The organism is Paenibacillus ihuae, from assembly GCF_001368795.1.
Lineage (GTDB): Bacteria > Bacillota > Bacilli > Paenibacillales > Paenibacillaceae > Paenibacillus_AQ > Paenibacillus_AQ ihuae.
The window spans coordinates 3451319-3455615 of the sequence record NZ_LN831198.1; the positions used below are offsets into that span (position 1 = coordinate 3451319).

5 protein-coding genes and 1 pseudogene are annotated in these 4297 nt (G+C 48.5%); 2 read left to right on the forward strand and 4 right to left on the reverse strand.

Going from position 1 to position 4297, the window contains the following annotated elements; translation table 11 throughout:
* Nucleotides 1-1432 (reverse strand): dynamin family protein (locus AQR02_RS31995; RefSeq protein WP_187388790.1); only part of this gene is annotated, 1432 nt, incomplete at its 3' end.
* Between the two features lie 369 nt (nt 1433-1801).
* Here AQR02_RS31995 and AQR02_RS15835 point away from each other — a divergent pair.
* Both AQR02_RS15835 and AQR02_RS15840 read left to right on the forward strand, forming a co-directional pair.
* Nucleotides 1802-2155, forward strand: coding sequence for a PadR family transcriptional regulator (locus tag AQR02_RS15835; RefSeq protein ID WP_245237497.1), 354 nt, complete (start codon nt 1802-1804; stop codon nt 2153-2155).
* Complete coding sequence (locus AQR02_RS15840; protein WP_054941304.1) at nt 2142-2696, forward strand: DUF2812 domain-containing protein; 555 nt, start codon at nt 2142-2144, stop codon at nt 2694-2696. Before AQR02_RS15835 ends, AQR02_RS15840 begins: the two co-directional genes overlap by 14 nt.
* Before the next feature lie 96 nt (nt 2697-2792).
* Here the strand turns inward: AQR02_RS15840 and AQR02_RS15845 are convergent, their stop codons facing one another.
* The 3 genes and pseudogenes from AQR02_RS15845 to AQR02_RS15855 form a co-directional block, all read right to left on the reverse strand.
* Nucleotides 2793-3059, reverse strand: a complete 267-nt coding sequence (locus AQR02_RS15845; RefSeq protein WP_054941305.1) for a hypothetical protein — start codon at nt 3057-3059, stop codon at nt 2793-2795.
* A gap of 2 nt (nt 3060-3061) precedes the next feature.
* Nucleotides 3062-3772, reverse strand: a complete 711-nt coding sequence (gene nth / locus AQR02_RS15850; protein WP_054941306.1) for an endonuclease III — start codon at nt 3770-3772, stop codon at nt 3062-3064.
* Nucleotides 3773-3998: 226 nt separating this feature from the next.
* A pseudogene (locus AQR02_RS15855) lies at nt 3999-4297 on the reverse strand (S-layer homology domain-containing protein); the annotation flags it as partial.

Genomic DNA, 4297 nt, shown 5'->3' on the forward strand with positions numbered 1-4297 from the left:
CCGCCGCTGCTCGAGGAGCGGCGCGGCGGTACTGTGCTTTGATTTCAGCCGCCAGGGTGCGGCAGAAATTAAGCAGCGCCTCGCCGCCAGTCCCCGTTCCCGGCTTCACTGCAGCCGCCAGCCACTCCCGGCTCACCGCCGGGAAGCTGTCCTTCAGCCGGGCTTCCGCTCCCTCTTCCCACAGGCCGAGGGCTTCTGCCCATTCCCTGACCAGCTGCAGAATATGCCAGTCCAGCTGGCCCGAAATCTCCCGGCTCTGCAGCGCGTGCCAGGAGGCAAGCCGACTCGCCTGCTCCTTCTCCCGCTTGGCGGCGGTGAACAGGAGACCGCGCCGGAAGCCGGGCGCACAGCTTTCAATATAAGCCCCGGCAGCCTCTCTAACATCTGCAGGCATCAGATTGCTGTTGCCCAGCAGGGAGTCAAGTCCGCTGCGCAGGCTTCCCCTGGCCTGGCCGGGCAGCTCGGCCAGTTCTTCCTTTTCTGTGGCGCAGGCAGCGATTTCCCGCTGCACCGAAGCTTCATTTGCCCCCTCTGCTTCTTCAAGCAGCGGCTCCCGTTCTTCCCGCTGTTCATCGTGATAAGCAGCCATCAGCGTATCTGCGATATGATATGCAGATCTGGACAAGCTGTATTGCAGCAGTTCCTCCCGCTGCTCCAGCAGCCGGGTAATCAGGCTTAATAATTCATCCCACTGGTTGAGCGGATGCGCCTGCACCTTAAGCGAAGTGAACAGCAGTCCCGCTGCCTCAATCCCCCACGAATCGAAAGCGCTTTCCAATTGCTGCCGGTAGGCTTCGATTGTAATTTCCTGCTCGCGGTGCTTGTCGATCTGATTGACAATAAGATACAGCGGTTTTCCCCAATCACTGAGATTTTTGGCGAAAGCCAAATTGTTCTCCGATTGTACATGATTGTAGTCCATCACATAGAACACCACATCGGCCAGATGCAGCGCCGAACGTGTCACCGCCTGATGCCCGTCATCCGTGGAATCGACACCCGGAGTATCCATCAGCACGCCGTGAGCTCCAAGTAATGGAACCGTTTCCCATACCTCAATCGCTGAATACTCATTACCGCTGCGGCAATATTCCTGCAGCCGGTCAGGAGTCGTCTCCCAAGGAGCCTGCTTATCTGTGACAGGATACAGCAATACACGCGGCGCTCCGCTGCGGATGGATACCACATTGGCGCTTGTAGGTATAGGTCCGGAAGGCAGCACTTCACTGCCGCACAGCCTGTTGATCATACTTGATTTCCCTGCAGAGAAATGCCCGCAAAAGGCAAGCGTCAGCTCCTGCTTTTGTTCCTTAACCTGCAAATCAGCAATCACCCGGGCCGTTTCCCGTTCGCCCCACTGATCCATCAGTGTTTTAAGCGATGACAGCGCTGATTCCTTTACCTGCTCCAGCTTCACTGGTTCTGCCCGCACAAACGTCCACCTCCGCCGTCTCCCATAATGTCTTTACACCTAATGTCTATGTACTTATCCGCTGATATGAGCGCTAAATCCGGGACCTTATTTTACATTTTCTTCCTCGTTAATATTTAAAAACCGTTATCTTAAAATTTAAAGTGTACAAGAATATCTTCATTCTATCACCAGTTTGTCATAAATCAAATAATCACAGATTACAAAAACAGCTATAATCCCTTACAAAATTCACTTGATGTAAAAATTTCCGGGGATACTCTTGACAATGTAATTTAATGGAATTATTATATCCATATTAGATATATCTATAATGGATATATCCAAACAAGATACATTCCAATGGGAATAAGAAAGGGGGGGGTACCGGTGTCACGAAATAATTCACTGCAGATTGAACAGCTGACTGATTCGGCGTACTACATCCTGCTGGCCTTATATTCTCCTAAACACGGTTACGCGATAATGAAGTATATCGAAGAGCTTACAGACGGAGAGGTCAAGATCGGACCGGCCACGCTTTATACCTTAATCAAGAAGATGCAGAAAACCAATTATATATTACTGAATGAGGATGAGGATGAGCGGAGAAAAACCTACCAGCTGACAGCTAAGGGAGAGCAGATCATTGCCGCTGAGATTGAGCGGAGATTAAGAATGGCACGGCACGGGCAAGCCGCAATCCAAACTGTGAAGGAGGAAGGATTATATGAAGAGTACTGATAAGCAGACGAGATATGTCATTTCGAAGGGATTGGCATTTGCCGAGGAATCCGAGATGAAGAGGTTAAGTGTATTGTCTGAAGAAGGCTGGTTTCTGGATCATTTTTCACTATTCGGCTTTATAGTCCGCAAGGGACTGCCGCACAAGCTGATTTATTGTCTCGATATCCGGCAACTGCAGAAAGAGGAAGAACAGGAATACAAGGATATTTTTGCTGACAGCGGCTGGAATCATGTGTGTTCTTCCGGAGATCTGCATATCTTCTCAGCGGAACCAGGAACAGTTCCTCTGCATACCGACCGTGAAACCTCATACGTGAAATACTCCAGAGTTGTCCGAATCAGCAGGACTATGGCTCTCATTACACTGATGCTGACCGTTGCAAGCTTCCTACTAAGGTATGCTTCAACTACGATCTGGAATCAGCTGCTGCTGCAGAATTTTTCCTTTGTAGCCATCATGCTGTGCGTCATGGTACTGGTACCTTCTCTAATGGTCTATATTGCTTATTCTTTAAGGCTGAGATCATTCTCGTCATAGAACTCAAGTTATAGAGAATATTCATCCTCTCTACTAGCGGCTTGCTCCGCAAAAAAGAGCCGGCCCCTAAGGGACGGCTCTTTGAGTAGAATAATATTAAGCTGTTTCCAATACTGGGAGCAGAATTTCAAATACTTTGCCATGCTGGAGAATCGTCAAGCCGCGGGACTTGTCCTTCATTACGACAACCTCAGGCTTTTGGGACATACGCTCCAGGTAATGCTCAGGCACATCGCCGGAGTGGCTGATTGTGATGCCTTCTACTTCCTGCTCTTCGTTTTCTTCAAGCGGACTTTCAACTACACGGTCAAAAATATCGGAAAACGCCTCAAAATTATCAGTATACACAGAAATGCACTTCATCTCTATCCCATCCTCTTCTTCATCTCTAACTTTTTGCTTGCTCCCGCTGTAATCTTATCTTTCCTGATTACGGCGGTTTTCATACGTTTCTTGCCTTCACGGCACACATCGAGCAACGGACAAATCTGGCATGCGGGATTCTGCGCCTTGCAGTGATATCGTCCAAAAAAGATCAGCCGGTGATGCGTGAGCGTCCATTCCTCACGGGGTACCACCTTCATCAGTTTCTTCTCCACTTCCAGCACAGAATCCTTCCAGCCTGCTAATGCCAGCCGTTTAGCTACACGTTCCACATGAGTGTCGACGGCGATGGCCGGAACACCAAATGCGTTGGAAACTACAACATTAGCCGTTTTGCGACCGACACCCGGTAAGGTTACCAGTAAGTCATGCGCCTGCGGCACTTCACCGCCGTATTGTTCAATCAGAATCAAACAGAGGTTGTGAATATGCTTAGCTTTGTTGCGAAACAACCCGATGCGCCGGATGTCATTCTCCAGCTCCTCCAAGGGTACAGAAACATAATCCAATGGAGTTTTGTACTTTTGAAACAGGTCCTCGGTCACTTTGTTTACTGTTGCGTCCGTACATTGGGCCGACAGCAATACCGCAATCGTTAACTCGAAGGCGTTCTTGTGGTTCAGTTCACAATGCGCATCAGGAAACAAGTCTCCAATACTATCCAGAATGTGGCGGACCTCTGCAGCTTTCATAGCGTCCCCTCCACGGAGTATTTACACTCGAACGAAGCAGAAACGGCTGGCCTGTTCATAAAAGAAGGGATCCGTTTCAATACGAGCGTATCTTCTCATTGTTTACCGAAATATAAGGATACATAATGGTAAGCAGTCTATCTATTCTTATATTTCAAAAAAAACGTCTTGACGCAGTATTTCCTCTGCGTCAAGACGGTGTTTCACCCGGAAATCCACCATAACATTATTGTTTCACAATTTCAACGATAACATCATTATTGAAATACATTATAATATTATCATTTTCTTTGAGAGATTGCACGGATAAAGTCGTGTCACCTTGATGAATATATACATTGGAGGCAAATGTGTAGCGGTAAGGATCGTTCAGATTAGAGCGTTTGACCTGCAGCTCATTACTACTGCTATCTGCACGTGAGAATGCCCGGCTCAGCTGGGTCAATACGCGGATAATGATTGCTCCATCAGCATCCTTGCGCACTTCCACACGGTCTGCAGTTGTAATATTTCCAAGCGCTGTTG